The organism is Oceanobacillus halophilus (genome assembly GCF_003628505.1).
In the GTDB taxonomy this organism is placed as follows: Bacteria; Bacillota; Bacilli; order Bacillales; family Amphibacillaceae; genus Oceanobacillus; species Oceanobacillus halophilus.
The window spans coordinates 185009-207143 of sequence record NZ_RBZP01000004.1; the positions used below are offsets into that span (position 1 = coordinate 185009).

At 40.3% G+C, this 22135-nt stretch carries 21 protein-coding genes; all 21 read right to left on the bottom strand.

Annotated elements, in window-relative coordinates; all coding sequences use genetic code 11:
• Nucleotides 1-18: 18 nt before the first annotated feature.
• The 21 genes from atpG to prfA all read right to left on the bottom strand — a co-directional run bounded on the left by atpG (nt 19) and on the right by prfA (nt 21758).
• Nucleotides 19-879, bottom strand: a complete 861-nt coding sequence (atpG, locus tag D8M06_RS08350) for an ATP synthase F1 subunit gamma (RefSeq protein WP_121203936.1) — start codon at nt 877-879, stop codon at nt 19-21.
• A 321-nt stretch (nt 880-1200) separates the two neighbouring features.
• On the bottom strand, nt 1201-2712 hold the full coding sequence (gene atpA / locus D8M06_RS08355) for a F0F1 ATP synthase subunit alpha (RefSeq protein ID WP_121203937.1): 1512 nt from the start codon (nt 2710-2712) through the stop codon (nt 1201-1203).
• 18 nt (nt 2713-2730) lie between these two features.
• The gene (locus D8M06_RS08360) at nt 2731-3276 is read right to left on the bottom strand and encodes a F0F1 ATP synthase subunit delta (RefSeq protein ID WP_121203938.1); all 546 of its coding nucleotides are present in this window, start codon (nt 3274-3276) and stop codon (nt 2731-2733) included.
• Nucleotides 3273-3737, bottom strand: a complete 465-nt coding sequence (atpF, locus tag D8M06_RS08365; protein ID WP_121203963.1) for a F0F1 ATP synthase subunit B — start codon at nt 3735-3737, stop codon at nt 3273-3275. The genes D8M06_RS08360 and atpF overlap by 4 nt, the downstream gene beginning before the upstream one ends.
• A gap of 282 nt (nt 3738-4019) precedes the next feature.
• On the bottom strand, nt 4020-4226 hold the full coding sequence (gene atpE / locus D8M06_RS08370) for a F0F1 ATP synthase subunit C (RefSeq protein WP_085994045.1): 207 nt from the start codon (nt 4224-4226) through the stop codon (nt 4020-4022).
• Nucleotides 4227-4309: 83 nt separating this feature from the next.
• On the bottom strand, nt 4310-5032 hold the full coding sequence (gene atpB, locus D8M06_RS08375; protein WP_121203939.1) for a F0F1 ATP synthase subunit A: 723 nt from the start codon (nt 5030-5032) through the stop codon (nt 4310-4312).
• A 119-nt stretch (nt 5033-5151) separates the two neighbouring features.
• Entirely contained in the window at nt 5152-5544 is a 393-nt protein-coding gene (locus D8M06_RS08380; protein ID WP_121203940.1) for an ATP synthase subunit I, read from the bottom strand.
• 670 nt (nt 5545-6214) lie between these two features.
• Nucleotides 6215-8434 carry a S8 family serine peptidase gene (locus tag D8M06_RS08385; RefSeq protein ID WP_121203941.1) on the bottom strand — a complete coding sequence of 740 codons (2220 nt, stop codon included), beginning with the start codon at nt 8432-8434 and terminating at the stop codon, nt 6215-6217.
• Nucleotides 8435-9472: 1038 nt separating this feature from the next.
• Nucleotides 9473-10102, bottom strand: a complete 630-nt coding sequence (gene upp / locus D8M06_RS08390; protein ID WP_121203942.1) for a uracil phosphoribosyltransferase — start codon at nt 10100-10102, stop codon at nt 9473-9475.
• 1003 nt (nt 10103-11105) lie between these two features.
• Entirely contained in the window at nt 11106-12344 is a 1239-nt protein-coding gene (locus D8M06_RS08395) for a serine hydroxymethyltransferase (RefSeq protein ID WP_121203943.1), read from the bottom strand.
• 142 nt (nt 12345-12486) lie between these two features.
• Nucleotides 12487-13050 carry a TIGR01440 family protein gene (locus D8M06_RS08400; RefSeq protein ID WP_121203944.1) on the bottom strand — a complete coding sequence of 188 codons (564 nt, stop codon included), beginning with the start codon at nt 13048-13050 and terminating at the stop codon, nt 12487-12489.
• A gap of 75 nt (nt 13051-13125) precedes the next feature.
• Complete coding sequence (locus D8M06_RS08405; RefSeq protein ID WP_121203945.1) at nt 13126-14436, bottom strand: methyl-accepting chemotaxis protein; 1311 nt, start codon at nt 14434-14436, stop codon at nt 13126-13128.
• A gap of 15 nt (nt 14437-14451) precedes the next feature.
• Entirely contained in the window at nt 14452-15057 is a 606-nt protein-coding gene (locus D8M06_RS08410) for a low molecular weight protein arginine phosphatase (protein ID WP_121203946.1), read from the bottom strand.
• A 189-nt stretch (nt 15058-15246) separates the two neighbouring features.
• Nucleotides 15247-15801, bottom strand: a complete 555-nt coding sequence (locus tag D8M06_RS08415; protein WP_121203947.1) for a manganese efflux pump MntP — start codon at nt 15799-15801, stop codon at nt 15247-15249.
• Between the two features lie 133 nt (nt 15802-15934).
• Nucleotides 15935-16207, bottom strand: coding sequence for a dihydrofolate reductase family protein (locus tag D8M06_RS20335; protein ID WP_338322964.1), 273 nt, complete (start codon nt 16205-16207; stop codon nt 15935-15937).
• Between the two features lie 75 nt (nt 16208-16282).
• Nucleotides 16283-16471: a dihydrofolate reductase family protein gene (locus D8M06_RS20340; RefSeq protein WP_338322965.1), complete on the bottom strand. Its 189-nt coding sequence runs from the start codon at nt 16469-16471 to the stop codon at nt 16283-16285.
• A gap of 197 nt (nt 16472-16668) precedes the next feature.
• On the bottom strand, nt 16669-17703 hold the full coding sequence (locus tag D8M06_RS08425) for an L-threonylcarbamoyladenylate synthase (protein WP_121203948.1): 1035 nt from the start codon (nt 17701-17703) through the stop codon (nt 16669-16671).
• 283 nt (nt 17704-17986) lie between these two features.
• Complete coding sequence (locus D8M06_RS08430) at nt 17987-18388, bottom strand: GNAT family N-acetyltransferase (RefSeq protein WP_121203949.1); 402 nt, start codon at nt 18386-18388, stop codon at nt 17987-17989.
• 82 nt (nt 18389-18470) lie between these two features.
• The gene (gene spoIIR / locus D8M06_RS08435; protein ID WP_121203950.1) at nt 18471-19088 is read right to left on the bottom strand and encodes a stage II sporulation protein R; all 618 of its coding nucleotides are present in this window, start codon (nt 19086-19088) and stop codon (nt 18471-18473) included.
• A gap of 755 nt (nt 19089-19843) precedes the next feature.
• A complete protein-coding gene (prmC, locus tag D8M06_RS08440; RefSeq protein ID WP_121203964.1) occupies nt 19844-20686 on the bottom strand; it encodes a peptide chain release factor N(5)-glutamine methyltransferase in 843 nt (280 codons plus the stop codon).
• Between the two features lies 1 nt (nt 20687).
• The gene (gene prfA, locus D8M06_RS08445; protein WP_121203951.1) at nt 20688-21758 is read right to left on the bottom strand and encodes a peptide chain release factor 1; all 1071 of its coding nucleotides are present in this window, start codon (nt 21756-21758) and stop codon (nt 20688-20690) included.
• Between the last annotated feature and the right edge of the window lie 377 nt (nt 21759-22135).

Consider the following 22135-nt stretch of genomic DNA (forward strand, 5'->3'; position numbering starts at 1 on the left):
TTTTAGATGGTCTTAGAGCTACTCAAGCGCTGCTGCTCCACCAACGATTTCAGTGATTTGCTGTGTAATTTGACCTTGACGTGCGCGGTTATAGGACAATGTTAAATCATCGATCAGTTCGTTTGCATTATCCGTTGCACTACGCATCGCCGTCATACTTGCAGCGTGCTCACTCGCTTTACCATCTAGTAATGCACCGAAAATTAAGCTTTCAGCATATAGTGGTAAAAGTACTTTTAAAATTTCTTCCTGATCTGGTTCATATTCGTACTGTCCAGTGATACTTCCATGTTCGTGCATATCTTCAATAGGCAACAACTTTTTCATAGTTGGTACTTGTGAAATGGCACTTACATAATGATTGTAGATAATATTTAATTCATCTATTTCTTCATCCGTAAACATTTGAACAGTAGATTTGGCAATATCTTTGATATCAGCAAACACCGGGTGATCTGCTACGCCCAGAATACTGTTAGTAACAGGAATATTCCGTTTTCTGCAATAATCGTAACCTTTTCGTCCTACAACAATAACGGTATATTCATCAGGTGATTGATGACGTTCCTGGATCGTGTTTTGCAATGTTTTTAATACGTGACTGTTATACCCACCAACTAATCCACGGTCAGAAGTAATGACCAAGTACGCCGTCTTCTTGACTTCGCGTGTTTCTAGCATGGGGTGAGATACGTCGGTACTGCTATTGGCAATGTTAGCAACAACCGCCTGCATTTTCTCACTGTAAGGGACATAACCTTTTGCGTTTTGTTCTGCTTTGTTCATTTTTGAGGCAGATACAAGTTCCATTGCACCGGTAATTTGTTTTGTTTTCTTTGTCGAATCAATTCGCGCTTTAATATCTCTAAGTGATGCCAAACTTATTTCACCACACTTTCATACCAGAGGTTAGATGTCAGAAATCGACATTTATCATCGATTTCTGCATCACTATGCTCTATTAAAAGTTACTTCTCAATTTATGTTACTATATATGACTGCGGAGTAAGAGTGTTGGGTGCGTTTACCCGCTCCGGAAATACACTTCGCTTTCCGCGGGCGGCTGGCGAGCCTCCTCGAGCTAAAGCTCTTCGGGGTCTCGCCGATGCCTTTCATCCCGCCGGAGTCTACGTGTATTTCCTCCGCTAGTGTATGTTTTTCTACTATCTTTTAGTAATAGATTTTTTTACAATGGCACTATTACTGATCAGACGGCAAGAATGTTTTCTTGAATGATTCAATTGCATCGTTCATGTCTTCTGCTTCTGGTAAGTTACCAGTTTCGCGGATGGAAGCAAGAAGCTCTGCACGGTTGGAGTCTAACCAAGTATTCATTTCTGTTTCAAAACGTAGTACGTCTTCTACAGGGATGTCATCAAGGAATCCTTTGGTTAATGCATAGATGATCATTACTTGTTTTTCAACAGCTAATGTTTGATGTAATCCTTGTTTTAGTACTTCTACGGTACGTTCCCCACGATTCAGTTTTGCTTGGGTTGCTTTATCCAAGTCTGAACCGAATTGACTAAATGCTTCTAGTTCACGGAAAGAAGCAAGGTCAAGACGTAATGTACCGGCAACTTTCTTCATCGCTTTAATTTGTGCGGAACCACCAACACGAGATACGGATAAACCAGCGTTAATAGCTGGACGTACACCTGAGAAGAATAGATCAGATTGCAAGAAGATTTGTCCGTCCGTGATGGATATAACGTTTGTTGGGATATATGCTGAAATATCCCCTGCTTGTGTTTCAACAAATGGTAGTGCAGTTAAGGAACCGCCACCTTTTGCATCACTCAATTTCGCTGCACGTTCTAGTAAGCGTGAGTGCAAGTAGAATACATCCCCTGGGAATGCTTCACGACCTGGTGGACGACGTAATAGCAAGGAAAGTTCACGATACGCTACCGCTTGTTTGGATAAGTCATCGTAAACAACTAGTACGTGTTTTCCGTTGTACATGAATTCTTCACCCATCGCTACACCTGCATATGGAGCAAGGTATTGTAATGGGGCAGGATCAGATGCACCAGCACTTACAACAATGGTATTTTCTAATGCACCGTAACGGCGGAATGTTTCAACCGTAGCACGTACAGTAGATTCTTTTTGTCCAATTGCAACATAGATACTAATCATATCCTGATCTTTTTGGTTAATGATTGTATCTACTGCCAATGTTGTTTTACCAGTTTGACGGTCACCGATGATTAACTCACGTTGTCCACGTCCGATTGGTACAAGCGCGTCGATCGCTTTAATACCTGTTTGAAGTGGTTCGTCAACTGATTTACGATCCATAACTCCTGGCGCAGCAGCTTCAATTGGACGTGTTTTCGTTGTTTCAATTGGACCATTACCATCAATTGGTTGTCCAAGTGGATTCACCACACGACCTAATAAATTGTCTCCTACTGGTACTTGCATAATACGACCTGTACGGCGAACTTCATCGCCTTCTTTAATTTCTGTGTATGGTCCTAAAATAACGATACCAACGTTACTTTCTTCCAAGTTCTGAGCTAGACCCATAACACCGTTGGAAAACTCAAGTAGCTCACCAGCCATTGCGTTGTCAAGACCGTGCGCACGTGCGATACCGTCCCCAACTTCTGTAACTGTTCCAACGTCACTAACTTCTATATCCGCATCATAATTTGCGATTTGCTGTTTAATCAGTGAGCTGATTTCTTCAGCTTTAATGCTCATACCATTTTCACCCCTATCCTATATGTTTGCAGTTAGAATATTCCGTTCGAAACGCTTCAACTTACCGCTGATGGAACCATCGTAAATGGTATTGCCGACGCGGATTTTAATTCCACCCATTAGAGATGGGTCTACAATATTTTGAATACGAATTTCTTGTTTATTTAAACGTTTTACGAAAGACTCTTTTACTTTCAGTTTTTCGTCGTCCGTTAATTCGCGAACAGAATAAACAGTTGCATCTGCAATTCCTTTCGCATCGTTCACTCGTTGTAAGAATGCATCAATAATGGCCGGAATAACTACCGTATGATGTCGTTCAACCAACAGTTTTATTGTGTTAACAACATCTTTCTGAAAGCCCTGAAAAGACTTATCTATTAGTTCTTTCTTTTTGCCATTATTAATCCCAGGATGCGTTAGGAATGTGACTAGTTGTTCATTCGTTTCAAAAACTTCACGAACAACCGAAAATTCTTCGACAAATTTATCTAGATACAATTTCTCTTGTCCGAGTGTAAAAAGAGCCTCTGCATAACGTTTGGCAACTAGTGCTTCACTCATCGCTCTTCTCCTACCTCTTTAAGATAATCGTTAATCAATTTCTCTTGATCCTGTTCGTTAATTTCTTTTTCAATCACTTTGCTTGCAATCAGTACAGATAGTGATGCAACTTGATCTTGAAGTGCTTGCAATGCTTGTTCTTTTTCATTTTGAATCTCAGCTTGAGCTTGTTGTTTGATACGCTCTGCTTCTTTTCGAGCTGTATCTATAATATCTTGCTCTTGCTTTGCTCCAGCATTTTTTGCATCTTCAAACATTTTCTGTGCTTCTTGCTTCACTTGATTCAATTCAGCTTGAGCTTTTTTCGCTGCTGATTCTGCTTCTTTACGACTCTGTTCCGCTGATTCAATTTCATTCGCAACATATTCTTCACGCTTTTGCATCATGTTCATTACTGGTCCCCAAGCAAATTTCTTGATGAGAGTCAGCAATACGATGAAGAAGAACAATTGCGTCAACATATCTCCAATATGCAGTCCACCAAGAGCTGCAAATATATAAGAATTACCCGCAAATACGTGCACAGAATTCACTCCTTTCACTTATAACAGTGAATATTACAAGAATCTCGTTTAAGGAAAAGTTCAAGTAAGTCGGCCTGTTTCATCGACTTTTGAACAGACAATCGTTATGTAATGACCTATTACATAATATGAATTAGTTACATGAAAACAACGGCGAAGGTCCTTTAGAAGATTAACTTCGCCATTTCTATTTAATCGAATAATCTCTATTAAATTTAATTACATTACCATTAATGCGATAACTACCGCGATAATCGGCATCGCCTCAACTAGACCTACACCAATAAACATGGTTGTTTGTAATTGCCCTCTAAGTTCTGGTTGACGAGCAATCCCTTCTACTGTACGACTAACGATTAAACCATTACCAACACCTGCACCAAGTGCTGCTAAACCTACTGCTATTGCTGCTGCTAAAGCTCCCATAATATAAATCCTCCTCATAATTGTTAAAAATAATTTTATTAATCCAATTTTAACGGTTAGCTAAAACTGGCTGATTACCTTTTTTAATGTTCCTCACTAACTTTGTGTGAAATATAAACCATGGCTAGCATTGTAAAGATAAATGCCTGAATCCCACCTATAAACACACTAAATCCTTGCCATGCCAGGAATGGTATTGCTCCTCCTAAGAATCCAAGGACACTAGTGGTAGTTAATCCTACCAATAATGATAGTAATACTTCTCCTGCATAAATGTTCCCGAAAAGACGTAAACCTAGCGTTAACGTATTTGAGAATTCTTCTACTAGTTTGATTGGGAAAAGTGGCCACATCGGTGTGAAGTAATCTTTCACATATGCTTTTCCACCTCGTAACTTCACTCCATAAAAATGACTTAGAACAATCACCATCGTCGACAATGTTAATGTAATACCTGGATCAGCTGTTGGAGATTTCCACCATAGGTCATGACCGACAACCCCATTGGTTATTACCCCTAACATATTCCCTACTAGAATATACGAGAATAAAGTTATAGCCAACGGAAGAAATAGTTTTCCTGTTTTCCAATCCATCGTATCGTTGACGATTCCTTTTATGAAGTCAAGAACCCACTCCATGACGTTTTGAGCACCCGTAGGTTTCATTTGTAACTTTCTTGCACCTAAAACACTAATAATGAAAACTATTAATGATGTTACAGCTATCATGAAGACATTAGCCAAATTAAAATCAAGCCAGGAAATTCCAAATACATCTTCAACTATTGGAGCTGTATGATCCAAATCTATCACCTCTTTTCATACTTTTTGTTAGAAAACTAAGGGTTGCCAAGGTTTTCTGGCGCTATTCTTAGCTTCCTCATGCAGAAACTGCAACTATCCACCATAATCATACGGCTATCTTATGAATTATTCGGTTTCTTCTTTTGCGTGATGATAACAATAAGCATATCAAATAGAATGATAAGATAAGAAGATAAAATTCCGATAGCTACGGCCATGATATGGAAGATTTCTGGAAATCGGAGTGCAAGTAGAACCCCTATTGCTGCTGCTGCTAATCTCGAGAAAACTCCTAGGCCCCCCCGAGCTGTTCCAGACTCAGCAACGGATTTTCCAAATGCATTGGTCTTTTGCTGTAATAACCATAGATTGTAGAAACTGATGACTGTCCCCAGGATTAGGCCATTAAAGATTTCAGTGTAGGGTGTGAAACCAGTCCCCAGAACCAAAATAGCCAGAAGGTAGAGCATCCATTTTCGTTGTCGTCTTATCATGCTTTCATACTCTGACATGTTACCCTTCGCTCCTAATTCAAGCTAAATTTTTCACTCACTGGATATTCTAACCTAATAGGGGATTAATGTCGATTTAAAGCTACGGTTAAACAGCACTTTCCCTTTTGTTAAGAGGAATGTAAAGATGATGAATAACTTCCTATTACTATGTATCATAGGTTTTCACTATATACACAGTGTGTATACTTTTATTGAAAACCTTATCATCTCACACTAAGTAAGTTTACCTTAGCTTGACCTCCATTGTCAATTGCTTTAGTTAGATAATTTACATTAATTTAAACCCTCTAATATCTGCTGAAAACGTAGGCATGTAGCGCATTATTTCCGTTCTTATAGACATTGGATAAATGGTGCGGGAACGTCTCTATATAGTAGAGGTTACCTTTTAATAATTGACAATTGTGTGAACAAACTGATAATAGGAAATTGTACTTAGGATTTACTGTTTAGTCTGATGATAGAATGTGCGTATAATTGAGTTCTTTGTAATGCGCTTAACTCCGCTACGGAAATACAAGCGAGAGCTAACTATTCTTAATTAAGTGAATTCGAAGTTTCTATCAACTATGACGTACTAAAAGCAACAAAGTATACGAAATGAGCCTATAGAAAAGAAGCCTTAACATAAGATAGAAGACCCTGCATGCAGAGTCTTCTATTTCCATCACTCGATAAACAACATGGTCTCATAGCTTTCATAGGTCCCATCTTCTAAATAAACTGTTACGATAACGGCATATTGTCCCGGTTTACCGACTTCTGATTTTTTCATTTCGCCTTCATTCATTCCAACGTCTAGGTCTTCTGCCACGAGTAAGGTTCTATTAAATAGCAACGATTGGGGGTCATATAAATCCACCTCTACTCGTTTGGCTTTCTCTGTCAAATAGATATTATATGCGAAGGAATCTTCCGAGAATGTTTTTAAGGAAAATTCGAATCCCATTGCTTTTGGATTTTCTGCTGCTTGGTTAATAAACAGATAGGGCAATTGATAGGATGCATGGTCCCCATTTTCTTTGTTTAAGGTGAGCCAGCCTTGATGTAACCCTTTATCTACTTGCGGAGTTGTGATACTCAGCTCAATAGGAATGTTTTTCGTTTCTTGTTTTTTCACTGTAAAAGACTGTGGCAGATTCCAGGTCACTCCCCTTTGCTTGTTTGGAATATCAAAGGAATAGGTTTGATCCTGATTCGTGGTATTTTCTATCTCCACCTCTAAGGTTTTCGTTTCGTTATAGTCTTCTATTTTTCCAAAAGCAAGTTGCGCATCATGAATAATGGTTTCTGTGTCAATCGCTTTTTGCGGTTGGATAATTCCCATCCCTTGAATTATTGGATCTAACAGTTTCCCTTCCTCTGATACTAACGGAGAAGCTGTTGTTTCAATGGCTCCATATAGTTGTTCAATCGACCAATCCGGATGTGCTTCTTTCATAAGTGCCATGACACCAGCTACGTGTGGAGCAGCCATGCTTGTCCCTTGCAGCGCCTGATAACCGCCAGGAACGGTACTAATAATATTCGTTCCAGGCGCAAGAATATCCGGTTTAATATTCCAATTAACCGTTACTGGTCCTCTCGAGCTAAACGGAGCAATAGTGGTGGCAACTTCCTGGTAGGATGTATCTAAAAAAAGACTTCTCTCCTCCTTTTCCTTCAACAACCACTCTCCGTCTTCTTGTGAAAGCATTGCAACGGGGATAGAAACTGGATCCTCAGCATTTTCAATCGACCCCCGCACCAATTCTTCTTCATTATTAGCAATGAGTACGGCTTTAGCCCCTTTATTTTCTGCTTCTTTTGCCAATTCATAAAAAGGAATCTCGCCGCCACGTTTAAGAAGTGCAATTTTTCCTCTTAAACCCATATCCGATTGACCATCTACTACCGGATAAGGCCTTTCCAAATTCCAAGCCTCTGACCCTACCATCATTTGCAGTGCAATTGGCTTATCTTCCAAACGTTCATATAAAAAAGGGACATTTTGCGGATTAGTAGAAGCTCCTACAGAAAATGCCTTCGTTGCCGTAGCCGGTGCGCCAACCGTCCAATTATTTGGTCCACTATTTCCGTTGGCAATCACGACAGGAATTCCGAGTTCCACCGCCTTATTCACAGCAACACTAGTGGGATAATCCGGTCCATTAACGGTATTTCCTAAGGATAAATTCATCACATCGACATCATCACGTGCAGCCTGTTCCATCGCTGCAATTACTTGGACGGAAGTACCAGCACCACCTGGGCCAAGCGCACGATACGCATAAATTTCTGCATCTGGTGCTACTCCTTGCAAATCTCCATTAGCAGCAATAATCCCCGAAACATGGGACCCATGCAATGTTGGCATTCCTTGTTCCGCCTTCGTTTCCATCGGATCATCATCCAAATCCACTAAATCAAAGCCTGATCGATAATTTACAGCAAGGTCCGGGTGCTCATAGTCAATCCCTGTATCAATCACTGCCACTTTCACACCTTTTCCCGTATAGGACGTATCATTTAATGTGGAAGGGGTAACGAGGTTTTCATCTTGCATCGCTTTAGATGGATCGGTGATGGGTGCTGCGTCTTTGGAATCGGATAAATTAGAAAAAGGTAGTGCCTGGTATGTTTGAACCGAATGTATGGCCTTAATAAATTCAAGGGACTCCATCTTCTCCAAGTGTTTTGGGTCTCCCTGAATGGCAAGCCCATTAAACAGCAATTCATACGTCTCTATCACTTCAATATACGGGTGATAGGATTCAATATATTTCTTATGCTCTTCCGGGTCTCCATCCACTTCAATAATAATGGATTGCAAATCATCTTCTGCTTGTACAGACAGGGGGAAAAAGACAATTAAAATAGCTGATATAATAAGTAGATATAGACGCATGAACAAAATCCCCTTTTTTTCTTCCTATTTTTTGTTCATGTGGAGAAAATATACATGCAATTACGTTTGGCTCTCGTCTTTATCCTTGGACTCATAATCATAATGAGAAGCGACTCCAATCCCTCCTTCATTGATCATGTTCTGAATTTGCTCATCTAATTGCACTTTATCCTTCATACATAACCCTCCTATCCTTCTTGATAAATTATATTTTAATAGGAGGGTTTCTGTTACTTAAGGGAATCTGAATGAACCAGTATTGATGATTTCCTAATACTAAAAAAATTACTCAGTTTAGTTTTTGAACCCAACATAAAGATGATTTCTGCGTTTATCCGCTACGGAAATACACTACGCTTTCCGCGGGCGCTGCTGAGCCTACTCCGAGCTATCCGCTCTCCGTAGTCTCACCTAGGCTTTTCTTCCCACAGGACAAGGAACGCTTCGGCAGCGAAACGAAACATCGCACGCAGAAAAAAGTGGTTTTCTTTTTTCAAGGAGTCTCCGTGTATTTCCTCCGCTAATCTATACTAATAAAATCTATATTCGCGTCGTTAACATATTTGTAGTATCTCCTTAAATGAAAAGATTCTTTCAAACGTACCTATACAGTTTAAAACGATACAACAATCAGAAAACTAGAACTAGCGAAGGCAGAATGCGGAGACTCCTCGAAAATAACGATCTATTTTCTTTGTGCGATAGAACGCTTCCTTAGCATTCCTTGTCCTGTGGAATCAGCACGTGTCCGAACCCCGCAGCTAGGGTACTACTTGAATAACCTTCTTTGGCTCTTGCGTCGAGAAAGCCTACTTCCAAACAGACAATGGTGCAGTTATGATCTTTCCACGAGAAGACTGAGGCTGTGCCCGCGGAAAGTGTAGTATTCTGCCGAAGCGAATCCAAGCACTTCACCATATTTAGAACGAACGAGAGTTCAAATAAAAACACTGTAGTAGGTATAAATGTTAAAACTTCTTATCTTTCAATAAAAGAACTGCTATCCATTAAAAGGAAATAGCAGTTCTCTCATACTGATTATTTTGTACCGAAAAGTCTGTCTCCAGCGTCACCAAGTCCTGGTACGATATATCCGTGGTCATCTAGTTTTTCATCTAAAGCAGCTAGATAAATATCCACATCAGGGTGTTCTTTCTTAATTAATTCCACACCCTCTGGCGCTGCTACCAAGCACATTAATCGGATATTTTGCGCTCCGCGTTTTTTCAAGGAAGCAATCGCATCATTTGCAGATCCGCCCGTTGCAAGCATTGGGTCAATAACAATCAATTCACGTTCATTTATATCAGAAGGTAATTTAATATAATATTCCACCGGCTGTAATGTTTCCGGATCACGGTACAATCCAACATGCCCAACTTTCGCTGCAGGAATCAGCTTACGAACACCATCAACCATACCTAACCCTGCACGTAAAATAGGTACCAAACCAATCTTCTTACCAGCAAGTACTTTGGCCTTAGCAGCAGTCACAGGTGTTTCCACTTCCACATCCTGTAATGGCAAATCTCTTGTAATTTCAAAAGCCATTAACATCGCAACTTCATCAACTAACTCCCTAAATTCCTTCGTCCCGGTGCTTTTATCTCTTATGTACGTTAATTTATGTTGAATTAACGGATGATCAAAAACGAATACATTACCCATTATTCCGTTCACTCCTTATAATTTATATCTCTCAAATTGTACTGAAAAAATGACAGGTATTCAAGCTTAGTGGAAAGATTGTTGGAGAAAATACTTATTTTTTGTAGGTTGTGGAGTGGGCTGTGAGGGGAGCGAGTTTGTGTGGCGGGTTTTGAGATTTATAGTATAGGCGGTATGTCTGTTTCATAGGCGCTCCTCTCCTTTTATAGGCGCTCCTCACATTTTATAGGCGCTCCCAACGTTTTATAGGCGCTCCCAACGGTTTATAGGCGCTCCCAACGTTTTATAGGCGCTCCCAACGTTTTATAGGCGCTTCCACCGTTTTATAGGCGCTCCCAACGGTTTATAGGCGCTTACACCAATTTATAGGCGCTTCCACCGTTTTATAGGCGCTCCCACCGTTTTATAGGCGCTTCCACCGTTTTATAGGCGCTCCCACCAATTTATAGGCGCTCCCAACCTTTTATAGGCGCTCCCAACCTTTTATAGGCGCTTCCACCAATTTATAGGCGATCCCACCGATTTTTAGGCGCTCCTCCCATTTTATAGGCGCTCCCACCGGTTTATAGGCGCTTCCACCGATTTATAGGCGATCCCACCGTTTTATAGGCGCTCCCACCAATTTATAGGCGCTCCTCCCGTTTTATAGGCGCTCCTCCCGTTTTATAGGCGCTCCCACCGGTTTATAGGCGCTCCCACCGGTTTATAGGCGCTCCCAACGTTTTATAGGCGCTCCCACCGTTTTATAGGCGCTCCCACCGGTTTATAGGCGCTCCCACCGGTTTATAGGCGTTCCCACCGTTTTATAGGCGCTCCCACCGTTTTATAGGCGCTCCCACCGGTTTATAGGCGCTCCCACCGTTTTATAGGCGCTTCCAACGTTTTATAGGCGCTTCCACCGATTTATAGGCGCTCCTCTCCTTTCACAGGCGCCCCCAGTCACAACCACCCCCCACACAAAAAAGGACGCTCCCCAATAAGGAACATCCTCCAAACTCCACCATTATGCTGTATACAACGGAAACTTCTCCGTTAACGCACTAACACGTTCTTTGGCTTCTTTTAATGTTGCTTCGTCTTCGTGATTTTTTAATGTGTTAGAAATGATGGATGCGATTTCTTTCATTTCTGTTTCACCAAATCCGCGTGTGGTTACTGCTGCTGTGCCAATTCGGACACCGCTTGTTACGAATGGGCTCTTTGTATCAAATGGAATCGTATTTTTGTTCGTTGTAATTCCTACCTCGTCCAGAACATGTTCTGCTACTTTTCCAGTAAGTTCAAGCGGGGTAACGTCAACAAGTAATAAATGATTGTCCGTCCCACCGGAAACGATACGCAAACCTTCTTCGACAAATGCTTCGCCAAGCACTTTTGCATTTTTAACGATTTGTTTCGCATATGCTTTGAAGTCATCGGATAATGCTTCTTTAAAACATACTGCCTTGGCTGCGATGATGTGCATGAGTGGGCCGCCTTGAATTCCAGGGAATACGGATTTATCCACTTGTTTCGCATATTGTTCTTTGCATAAAATCATTCCACCACGAGGGCCGCGCAATGTTTTATGGGTTGTTGTTGTAACAAAGTCAGAATATGGAACTGGATTTGGGTGCAATCCTGCTGCAACAAGCCCAGCAATATGAGCCATGTCCACCATTAAATAGGCTCCTACTTCATCAGCAATTTCACGGAATTTCGCAAAATCGATTTCACGAGAATAGGCACTAGCACCAGCAACGATTAGTTTTGGTTTTACCTCTTTTGCTTTTTCTAAAACCGCTTCATAATCCAGTGTTTCTGTTTCTTTATCCACACCGTATTCCACAAAGTTATATTGTTTTCCACTGAAATTTACTGGGCTTCCATGTGTTAAGTGCCCACCATGGTTTAAGTTCATTCCTAGTACAGTGTCACCAGTTTCTAAAACAGAGAAATACACGGCCATATTAGCTTGCGCTCCAGAATGCGGCTGTACATTGGCATGATCTGCTCCGAATAATTCTTTTGCTCGATCACGCGCTAAATTCTCCACCACATCGACATGCTCACAGCCACCGTAGTATCTTTTTCCTGGATAACCTTCCGCATATTTGTTTGTTAAGACAGATCCCATCGCTTCCATTACCGCTTGTGAAACAAAGTTTTCAGATGCAATCAATTCAATTTTATCTTGCTGGCGAGTCGTTTCTGCTTGAATCGCTGCGAAAATTTCAGAATCCTGTTGTTTTACATGTTCCATTTTATTAGCCCCCTATGTAATAAAATCCATTAAAAAATCCAATCATGTTTCTATTGTATCTGTTATCGTTCGATTTTTAAATAGAAATTTTAAAAATTATCTTAAATCACCTGCTTTGCTGAATCAAAATCCGCACATTGAACTATTTACAGCTGTCATTCAGCCTTGTATTTTCATAATTAGCACGTGCACCACCGATTAATTTGGGCCTTGTGTAAGCAGCATTGACTCTGGCATCCCCAATTATCCGATGGTTCAATCTTAATGGAACTGCCACATGCTTGAGATGCATCCCAATCATGGTTTCACCAATATCCATACCTGCATGCGCAGTGATAAACTCTACCACTACTGGATCATCCATATGTTTAAAGGCATAAGCCGCCATGGATCCGCCCGCTTTGGGTACAGGAATAACGGAAACCTCATCCAAATTCTGCTCAAGCATTGTTTCTCTTTCCACAACAAGGGATCGGTTTAAGTGTTCACAACATTGAAACGCCAGCTTTACTCCGGTTTCCCTTTGTAATTCTTTCATCTCTTCAAAAATAACACTCGCAATCTCTTCACTTCCTGAAGTGCCAATATGCTTTCCGGCTATCTCGCTTGTGGAACAGCCAAGGACAAACCTATCCCCTTTTTGCAAAAGACCAGAATTTAACCATTCCATCGTGACAACATTCATATCCCTTTTTATCCTATCCATGAAAATTACCCCCTGGATTGTAGAATAAGGCTGTTTTACGAAGGATGAACCTAACATAAAACAGCCTCAGTCAAGCTATTCATCTACTTGTTTATCTGCCACTTCAAACTTGCGAATCTGTTTGTTTAGATTTTTCGCTTGCTCTTCTATATTATACGCTAAACTATCAACTTCTTCGATGGTTGCGACTTGCTCTTGAATAGCAGCATTTACTTCCTGCGCTCCAGCAGAAGTTTCCTCCGCAATTGCCGCCACTTCCTGAGACTGGCGAACCGTATCTTGAATCGATTCAATCTGTTTATCTACTAACTTAGTTATTAAATCAATTTCCTCTGCAACGTCCGTAACGGATCCTGCCATTTCCTCAATAGCTACATTGGTTTGTGCACCATTTTCTGACTCTTGCTTCGCATAATTTAGGTTAGCATTAATCTTCTTCACAACTCGTCCGACATCCTCTTGCATGGTTGTTATCAAACGGGATATCTGTTGTACAGCTTGCGCACTTTGATCAGCAAGCTTGCGAATTTCTTCGGCAACAACGGCAAATCCTCTTCCATGTTCTCCAGCTCGAGCTGCTTCAATCGAGGCATTTAATGCAAGTAGATTGGTTTGTTCCGCAATTTCACCAACCATACTAATAATCGACTCTACTTGCTGTGCATTTTGTTTTAAGTGTTCTACATCTTTCAAGGAAACTTCCTGTTCATTCGCTAACTTCTGGATACCTACTACCAATTGATTCACTACCTGCTTACTATGATTTAATGTATGTAACATGGTCGTAGATTTTTCTTTGGATTGACTGGCTTTTTCCTGAACTTGTCCAGCTAATTCTGTAGCCACTTCTATTGCTTCTGCTGTGTTTTGAATAGCTTCCGATGAATTCTCTGCCCCTTTGGAAATTTCATCAATGGAAGTACCGATGATGGTGGAATGATTTGCTGCCTTACTGGAAGCATCTCTCATGTGCATCACAGCTTGATTAGTGCTTTTAAAATTTTCATCAATGTCATGTACCATGTTATTTATATTTTTCAACATCGTTTCAACCGAGACTGTTAGTGCCCGAATCTCGTCATCGGATTTAGGAATTTCTACTGTCTGATTTAAATTGCCTTCCGCAGCTTTGGAGGCAATTTCCGTTAACTTTTCCAATGGTTTGGTAATGACGAATGCCGCAAAAAAAGCTAAAAGGCCTGACCAGAAAATACCGCCCAGCAATGTCAAAATAGTATACCACTCAAATGGTATTTGAATATATTCTTGTATATAGTCATATAAAACGTATAAAAAGAATGCACTGGTTCCATAGGTAATGAGTGCTAGAATAGTAGTGAAAAATACTAATTTGACCCGCAAACTGAATCGGTATTTCCTTTGCATGTTCCTTCCTCCAAGCTATTCTTTGATTTTTCTAATAAGCTGATCTATATATTGATTTAGCTCCTCCAACGTTTGTTGATACACTTTCAGATCGCCTCCGAATGGGTCAGAAACGTCATAGTTAATCAGATTCGACTCCAAGCTGCGAATCTCAGCAATATCATCCCGTAACTGTTCTTCCAATAATTTATCTATCATATGGTGTTTATCTAATTTTTTATTTTGCTGAACAATCTGTAAGCGTTTGTCCTCTAGTTCAGCATATGCTCGTTTTAACTCTTCCCATATCTTTTTATCGGCATCAGAGACATATTCTTTAAGGGTAAAATACTTTTCTTGAAACTCTGGAAAATCCATGATTAAAGATTGTTTATGTTTCGAAGTCATTGTTAAGACAACATCGGCCCACTTTAATCGTTTTTCTGTTACTGGCTTCGTTTGATGATTCATTGGAATCTGTTGCTGTTCCAATACTTTCATCGTATTATATGTTGCTGGCTGACCTGTTGCAGCGAAAATGCCTGCAGAATCTACTTTTGCTTCTGGCCATTTGTTTTTCAACAAAGCTTCAGCCATCGGGCTACGACATGTGTTTCCAGTACAGACAAATAATATTTTCATAATGGGATCCACCCTCCAGTAATGACGTTATATCACAGAATTATAGAAGTAATTTAAAAACATGTTTATTAGTTCAAATATACCATAATAACGGCCATCTTGTTAGGTGAAATCAGAAAATCCACCAGGCTTAACCTAGTGGATGGGGTAAATTTTTATAAAAAAGATCTCTACCCAAGCAGAGATTTTCTACATCATTAATATGTTAATTCCAAATCCACATAAAATGCTGCCACCTAGGATTTCGCTGTAGACTCCGAGAAATCCTCGTACTTTTCTTCCTAGCAATAGGCCTGTCCAAGTTAGGATTGTGCTAGCTGCACCAAACATCATAATAGCTAATGCTGTTTTCGCTCCTGACATTCCAAGGCCTAGGCCGACGGAAAAACTGTCCAGACTGACCGTTAGTGCAACAACAAGCAAACCGAATCCAACTGGTTCAATAAGTTGTTTGGTGTCCTGAATAAAAGCGTTAATAATCATTTGGGCGCCGATTCCCAAGAGTAGCACTCCTCCAGCAATCGTAGCGAAATCTCCAATTCCCTCTGAAATAAACTTACCTAGAAGAATACCGATAAATGGCATCATTATATGGAACAAGCCAATTGCAAGTCCGATGATTGCAATTCTCTTCAGTCTTAATTGTTGCATTCCCATTCCGAGACTCACAGAAAATGCATCCATTCCCAAAGCAAATGCCATAAATAGTAATGATATAATTTCTCCAATATAATACTCCGCCATAAAGTAACCCCCTCGGACATGCTTATAAAATATATGCATGTCCGAGGGGGAATATGTTTATTGTTGATTCTCTTTTCTTTCTACGACTTTGTCTATTCTATGATGAAAAGGCAGTAAAATCTGGGTTGTTCTATCATTCGTTCGTAACCTCATAATGAAGTTCTACAAACTGGTTGAAATTTCTCATTCCCTTCAACGAAAGGTCTAATTGATAGTCTCCCTCTTTAAATAATGGAATTCCTTTACCAAGTAAAGTAGGGGCAACTGTTATTATGATCTCATCCACTAATTTTTCTTGGATAAATGAATGTAACAAATCTCCTCCACCGACAATCCAAATGTTTTTTCCATCTTGGCTTTTTAGTTTTTCCATGAATTCAGTTACATCGTCATTCACAAATTTCACATCTTCGGTATCCCTGATAGAAGACCTTGTAAACACATAGCAGTTTTTATTTTTATATGGGAATTCGTCGATATCTTACCTCATTACCCAATCGTAAGTTCTTTTACCAAGTAAAACTGTATCTACCGTGTCATAAAACTCTGAAAACCCATTATCGCCTTCCCCGTCAACGTTATAAAGCCACTCAAGTGACTCGTCTTTTGCAGCAATATATCCATCTAAACTGGATGCAATAAATAATAACAACTTTCTTTTTTTATCCATAAAAATCCTCCGTCTAATAAGAATCTTGCATTTTTTATCAATCTTACACCAGTTAGAAATAAATGGTTATGCTTTTTCAAGTTTTTATGCTTATTTAGAAAGTAATTGCAGTCCCAATCTATTAGAAAAGAACCTTAATCTCAGAAATGAGAAAAGACTAAATCATATACGATTTAGCCTTCTAATTACTACACTATTTAATATGTTTCCCGAATAGATTCACTAGCTGCTTTTTTCAATCGATTCATCACCGCTTGTCCGATGCCCTCTTCTGAAAAGGCCTCACAGACGATGATATCCACATCTCCTTGCTTAAATTTGCGGAGCCCATCGTATAAATGGGTGGCAATTTCATGGATATTTTCTCCCAGTGAAAGGATTTCGTCGGCTTTTAGTAATTCAGCTGTTTGTTTACTGGCTAATATACCTACTTTCTTTCCTAGTTCCCGCTCCTGGTCAGTAACGTTTTGTATCATTTTCGCTGAGCCTTCCACTAAGAGCATCGGTACATCTGGGGAATAATGGCGATATTTCATTCCAGGTGCTTTTGGTTTTTCCTTTTTATTTGCAAGTGCCGGATCTATCATGACAGTTCCCACTACTTCTTCCAGCTGCTCTTTCGTAATTCCACCAGGTCGTAGGATAATGGGGATATCTTGTGTACAATCCACCACCGTTGACTCCAGCCCCACCCCTGTTGGTCCTCCATCTAATAATCCAGCAATTTTTCCATACAAATCATCCCATACATGGTCCGCAGTTGTCGGACTTGGCTTACCAGAAATATTGGCACTCGGGGCGGCAACTGGAATATCACATGTTTCTAGTAAATCCTGTGCCACTGGATGATCAGGGATTCGTACGCCGATTGTGGACAACCCGGCAGTTACGTTTTCCGCACAAGTACCATTTGTTGATAAAACATATGTAATCGGTCCTGGCGAAAAGATATTGATAAGTTCTTCCACGTAGGTTGGAATGTTATCCACAAGCCTTTTCAATTGATTTATTGTAGCTACATGTGCAATTAATGGGTTATCTTGCGGCCTACCTTTTGCTGCAAAAATTTTGGCAACCGCTTCCGGATTTGTCGCATCTGCTCCCAATCCATAAACAGTTTCTGTTGGAAAGGCAACGGTTTCCCCACTTTTCAGCAATGCAGCTGCTTCTTCTATCGCTTTCCAATATTGATTTTGTTCATTATTAACGTTCCATCGTTTCGTTTCAACCATCACTGTTACCTCTTTTCTATCATACATTGTAGAGGAAACGGACCTATTTCGCAAAGAACAAAAGCTCATTACTGCCAGTGGACAAATAAAAACCCTGCAGATTCACTTATCCACAGGGTCATCCTTGATATTAACGTAATCTTATGCGAAAAATGTCGTTTTATACACAATTAGGACCAATTACTCACAGTTTTCCAACAAGTTATGCACATGGTCTTGTGGATAGTGTGCATATCTATCAGTTTTTCCAAGATATTCTGAATAAACACGATATACAGGCAACTTATGAAACGTTGTAAGACCACCAGTTCCCTTTATCAATTGGATGTTTATCCACAAAACTTGATTTTTTCTGTGGGTGAAATTGCAAAGCTTCCAGGATTATATCCACAACTGGTTGATGACTATGTACATAGACACTTCTTGCTTGTTTGGACTTGGCAATCGTTAGAATCGACTCAAGAAGGACGGGTAATTTATTTGCCTCTGTCCTTGTAATATACAGTTGCTTCAGCCAATAAACACCTTCTTCCACTTGATTAAGGATAAAGCAGCCTTCTATTTTGGAATCCATTTCTACAACAAATCCATTTTGTATCAAGCCGTCCCTATCCAAATTATCATTTCTCGTAAAGAAATCGTCAAGCTGCTCTTTGTTAGCCTTTTTTGCCGGAATAATATTCATCCTTCTCACCTCTTCTATTCATTTAAAGATTTGATAGAATCATTATTTACCATTTCTACCATCCTATGCATAAAATAGAGAGTTATGACAAACCTAACCATTCAAACAAGAAAAATTTCACTTCCGTTTCCTCTTCTTGCTCTTCTACTGTTTCTTCCGCTTCTAATTCTTCTGCTTCACTTGCATCAGCCGCTGAAACGCTTGATCCAAAGGAGAAATCCAGGAAGCATAGTGGTGGAAACAGCACACACCACCAATTATCTCCTTTCCCTTCACCAATGGTAATGAGAATAGCTTCATATTGACCTGCTGGATAAAGATAAGAATCATAAAGCTTTGTTGGAAATTCCACGTTCTTCCCATATTCTACGGAAAAGTCATTTTCAAAACCTTCTTCTTCTATTACTTCGCCAACCATTTTATCAATTTCTGGAATTCGTTCCTCTATTAACTGACGTGCATCATTAATATCCGTCATATGCTCAACCCAACCTGAAACTTCCTCATTCACACGATCACGCACAAGTTGTTTCAATGCTTGGTCTTTATCATTATCGCTATTTGCTAGGATTCTTAATCGGATTGCTTCATCTGGAATTACTTGATAATCCTGATCAATGCCTTCTTGGCTAACTCCTTTAGATGGGAATGACAAAAATAAAATTAAAAATATAAATGCAATAAATACTAGTTTTTTCATTTGTTCGTTCTCCTCTCCCTCGGTTTAGTCTTCATTATGGACAGAGGGATTGGATTTTAAACTAGTAATCTATTATTTTTTATTTTAGGGCTGTTTTTAAAAGATAGATTGTGCTTTTGATATGACTTTACTTTGCATTTTGAATAAAGAGCGAATATCCTTAATTTAGAATAGTGCTCTGTCCCCGCTACGGAAATACACTACGCTTTCCGCGGGGAGCTGGTGAGCCTCCTTCGTGCTGACGCACAAAGTAGTCTCACCGATGCTCTTCTTCCCGCAGGAGTCTTCGTGTATTTCCTTCGCTTAGTTCCTGTTCTACTTAAATTTTACTAGAAAAATTCTGTATTCTAGGAGGACCAACTACCCTAAACGTAAAATTATGAAGTATAGCTTTAAAAATATCTAGTGCATGTAATATAGCGGAGGCAGAATACGGGACTCCTCCAAAATGAAAAGCACATTTTCTTCGTGCGATGCTTCGCTGACGTAGTCTTCCTTGTCCTGCGGGAAAAGCACGAGTCTGAAGACCCCGCAGCGGCGCTTTTTCCCCGAGGAGGCTAAGGCCGTGCCCGCGGAAAGCGAAGTATTCTGCCGGAGCGATTGCCAGCAGAAAACATTCATAAGTGAAATCGAGAACTACTATTCTGAATTAAATATATCAACAGTTTCTATCAACTGCAAAAGTTCCAAAGTAACAACATATTCGAATGGAGTCGTATTTTTTTATTAGATATCGGAAGAAGGCCGTGCAGCTTTTATAATTTCGCTGACACTATTCGGTCTTTTTTATTTATGTCTTGAATCGTTTGAATCCTGGCTGTTGGGAACGTTTTACGGATAAGCTGGTGCAGTGCTTCTCCTTGTGTATGGCCAATTTCAAAAACGATCATTTCCAAATGCGGGAGTACCTTGGCCTGTTGAATGATTTCACGATATGCAGCCAATCCTTCTTCATCCGCAAAAAGTGCCAGCTCCGGGTCGAAGTTCTTTACCGTATCGGAAAGAAGTTCTTCCTCTGCTCTTGCAATATAAGGGGGATTCGAAACGATGACATCCACCTGGATGTTTCCTTGTATAAATGGTTTGAGAAAATTACCTTGTAGAAAGGTAACATCGGCATCAAGTTTTTCAGCATTTTCACGTGCAGTTGCAAGGGCAGCTTCAGAGATGTCAGAAGCATACACAGCAGCTTCCGGCAACTCCAGTGCTAACGTCGCTGCGATGATTCCACTTCCTGTACCTATATCTGCAATCGTGACCGTTTGATTTTTCACCTGATTGATCACGTGCAAAACCAACTCTTCTGTCTCAGGTCTTGGAATAAGTACATGCTCATTCACGGCAAATTCCCTACCATAAAACTCCTCATAGCCAGTAAGATGCTGCACAGGGATACCGGTTTCCGCATGTTTTTCGATATCCTTTTCAAAATTGGCTATCGTTTCTTGCGGAATGGAATCCTGCATCATCATATAAAACTGACTTCGTGACACGTTCAGGTGATGTTGAAGGAGGATTTCAGCTACTCCTGGCTCCCGATGATGCTCTTCTAAAAAAAGAGAAGCCCGTTTAAGGACTTCATATAATTTATCGCTCATATTATTCACCAATTTGCTCCAGTTTTTTCGCTTGTTCTTCTACTTGAAGGGCATCAATAAATTCATCTAATTTCCCTTGCAAAATCTGATCCAATTTCTGAATCGTTAAGCCAATGCGGTGATCCGTTACACGGTTTTGCGGAAAATTATACGTACGGATACGTTCCGAACGGTCTCCCGTACCAACCGCAGATTTTCTGTTTTCATCATATTCCGCCTGTGCTTCCTGCTGGTATTTATCATAAATACGAGCACGCAGTACTTTCATCGCTTTTTCTTTGTTTTTAATTTGTGATTTTTCATCCTGGATCGAAACAACGATACCAGTTGGAACGTGGGTCAAACGCACAGCTGACATTGTCGTATTAACACTTTGCCCACCCGGACCACTGGAAGCAAACGTATCAACACGAATATCTTTCTCATGAACTTCTACTTCTACTTCTTCTGCTTCTGGTAAAACAGCAACAGTAGCAGTCGAAGTATGAATACGTCCACCAGATTCGGTTTCCGGAACACGCTGCACACGATGCGCCCCATTTTCCCATTTGAGTTTGGAGTACGCACCATTCCCATTAATCATGAAAATAATTTCTTTATATCCACCAACACCAGTCGTATTAGCTTCCATTATATCAGTTTTCCAACCTTGAGCCTCTGCATAGCGGGAATACATACGATATAAATCCCCAGCAAATAACGCAGCCTCATCTCCACCCGCGGCACCACGGATTTCCATAAACACGTTTTTGTCATCATTCGGGTCTTTAGGAAGAAGCAATATTTTCATCTTCTCCTCTAATTCTTCTTTCGCATCCGTTAACTCTGAAATTTCCATCTTCGCCATTTCATACATTTCATCATCCAAGTCATCCTCCAGCATTTCCTTCGCATCTTTCAACTGCTGAGTGACATCTTTATATTCACGATAAGCCTGAACGACATCCTCCAAGCCCGACTGTTCCTTCGAATAATCACGCAATTTCGTTGTATCATTCACGATCTCCGGATCACTTAAAAGCTCATTTAATTTATTATAACGATCTTCCAATGTCTGTAAACGATCTATCATCACGTACACCTCTTTCTGATTACCAGTCTTATTATATTATACACAGTAGGGTGGGGTCAAAGTTATTTTGGATGTGGTGGGAGAGAAGCGCTTGGGTTTTGTAGGTGGGTTTTCCAGTATTAGAGACGTTTCTCTCTTGTTTATAGGCGCTCCTTCCTTTTTATAGGCACTCCTTACGTTTTATAGGCGTTCCTCACTTTTTATAGGCGCTCCTTCCTTTTTATAGGCGCTCCTTCCTTTTTATAGGCGCTCCTTCCTTTTTATAGGCGTTCCTCCCGTTTTATAGGCGCTCCTCTCTTTTTATAGGCGCTCCTCTCTTTTTATAGGCGCTCCTCTCTTTTTATAGGCGCTCCTCTCTTTTTATAGGCGCTCCTCTC